Origin of the sequence: Candidatus Sodalis sp. SoCistrobi (assembly GCF_900143145.1) — a bacterium.
Classification (GTDB): domain Bacteria; phylum Pseudomonadota; class Gammaproteobacteria; order Enterobacterales; family Enterobacteriaceae; genus SoCistrobi.
Map to the genome: position 1 here is coordinate 1 of NZ_FRDB01000335.1, position 2,014 is coordinate 2,014.

Genomic DNA, 2,014 nt, shown 5'->3' on the forward strand with positions numbered 1-2,014 from the left:
CTGCTCGGGCGGCTGGGTTACATCCCTCCTACTGAAGCCGAAATGAACTATTACGCTTTGCAATTAGCATCAGAGGAAGCGGCGTAGTATTGCCAAAATTACTCTCTAATAAACTCGGGGTTATTCATCATGGTCATCGGCACCTCTCAACGTTCTACCAGCGCTTTGCGCTTATTATAAATATTCATCAGCAGCGAAATGGCCAGGCTGATGACCAGATAGACCGCCATGGTGATGGCAATGGTTTCAATGGCCTGGCCGGTCTGGTTGAGAACGGAACCGGCGAACAGCGACACCATATCGGGATAGCCAATGGCGGCCGACAGCGATGAGTTCTTAACGATATTGAGATATTGACTGGTCAAGGGAGGGACGATCACCCGCATTGCCTGTGGCAGGATCACTTTGTTTAACGTTACCGCGTTCGGCAGTCCGAGCGAGCGTGCCGCCTCGTGCTGGCCGTACGGTACCGATTGAATGCCGGAACGGATCACCTCGGCAATAAACGCCGAGGTGTAAACCGACAGCGCCAGCGTCAGCGCCGCCAGTTCCGGAATCAGCGCCATACCGCCGCGAAAATTGAAACCGCGCAGCTGCGGCACATCCCAAGCTATCGCGGGACCGGCGATCAACTGCGCCAGCGCCGGCAGGGCCACCAGCAGCACCACTATCCACGGCCAGCTGCGGCGCAATTGGCCGGTTTTTAACTGGCGGCGACGGCGGCGAAACAGCGCCACCGAGGCAGCCACGGCTACCAGCAGCGCGAGGGCCGTCGCCCCTGCGCCCGGTCCGGCATCGGGGGCGGGCAAATACAATCCGCGGTTACTGAGAAAGGCGAGATCGAAAGCGTTTACCGCCTGACGGGGACCAGGCAGGTTGCGCAGGACGGCGAAGTACCAAAAGAAGATTTGCAGCAGCGGCGGAATATTACGGAAAATTTCGATATACAAAGTGGAGAGTTTGCGCAGCAGCCAATTTTCAGACAGTCTGGACAGGCCGATGATAAACCCCAGTATCGAGGCGAAAACGATACACAGCGCCGACACCAGCAGCGTATTGAGCAGGCCGACGACAAAGACCCGCCCGTAGGTGTCGCCTTGTTCAAAATCAATAAGATGCTGTACTATGCCAAACCCGGCGGCGTTGTTGAGGAAGTCGAAACCGGAGGTAATGCCGCGGTGGTTCAGGTTGGTCAGTGTGTTATGCACCAGATGGCCGACAAACAGTACCAGGACCACGACGGCCAGAATCTGGTAAATCCAGGCGCGAACCGCAGGGTTGGTCAGGGAGAAATTTCCCGTTACGGTTGGGCGGTGTTGCATAGGTAAGCCTCAGCAGGAAAATCGAAGAAAAAGCACCGGCGTCGCCGGTGCTCCTGAACTGTGGCAGCTATTAACGTACCGGCGGGGCGTACTGGATGCCGCCGTGATTCCATAAGGCGTTTAAACCGCGCTTAATTTTCAGATCGCTGCCCTGACCCACGTTGCGTTCAAATGATTCGCCGTAGTTGCCGACCTGCTTGATGATGTTGTGCGCCCAGTCGTTGGACAACTTCAGCTCTTCACCGTAGTGACCTTCTTTGCCGAGCAAATGGGCCATATCCGGATTTTTCGGGTTGGCGGCCAGCTCATCAACGTTTTGCGAGGTGATTTCCATTTCCTCAGCGTTAAGCATGGCGTACAGCGACCATTTCACGATAGTGAACCAATCGTCGTCGCCGCGGCGCACTACCGGTCCCAGCGGCTCTTTGGAGATCACTTCCGGCAACACCACCCAGTCATCGGGTTTGCTTAACTTGATCCGCAGCGCGTACAGACCAGACTGGTCGGTAGCCAGGGTATCGCAGCGGCCGGACTCCAGCGCTTTAGCGCTTTCGTCTGCGCGATCGTTTGCAGCGAGATCACCTGCGAGGAAGTAGCTCGTTGGTATTACTGGCGCTGGAATATTGAATCATTTTTTAAGTTGCTGAAAGGTGCCGGACATGACGTAGAAACATGGCTTCAGCGCAGCGCGC

Annotated in this window: 1 protein-coding gene and 2 pseudogenes; 1 reads left to right on the forward strand and 2 read right to left on the reverse strand. The window is 56.1% G+C overall.

The genetic code is table 11. From position 1 onward, the window contains the following. Positions 1–146: 146 nt before the first annotated feature. Both CINSTRO3249_RS15395 and CINSTRO3249_RS15400 read right to left on the reverse strand, forming a co-directional pair. Entirely contained in the window at positions 147–1,322 is a 1,176-nt protein-coding gene (locus CINSTRO3249_RS15395; protein ID WP_074013863.1) for an amino acid ABC transporter permease, read from the reverse strand. Between the two features lie 70 nt (positions 1,323–1,392). Continuing rightward, positions 1,393–1,887: pseudogene (locus CINSTRO3249_RS15400) on the reverse strand (amino acid ABC transporter substrate-binding protein); the annotation flags it as partial. A gap of 24 nt (positions 1,888–1,911) precedes the next feature. Between CINSTRO3249_RS15400 and CINSTRO3249_RS17805 the strand changes: the two are divergent. Next, positions 1,912–2,014 (forward strand): annotated as a pseudogene (locus tag CINSTRO3249_RS17805) (transposase); the annotation flags it as partial.

Coding starts and splice junctions, on each gene's coding strand:
- CINSTRO3249_RS15395 (WP_074013863.1), bottom strand. CDS start 1,322: ATGCAACACCGCCCAACCGTAACGGGAAATTTCTCCCTGACCAACCCT.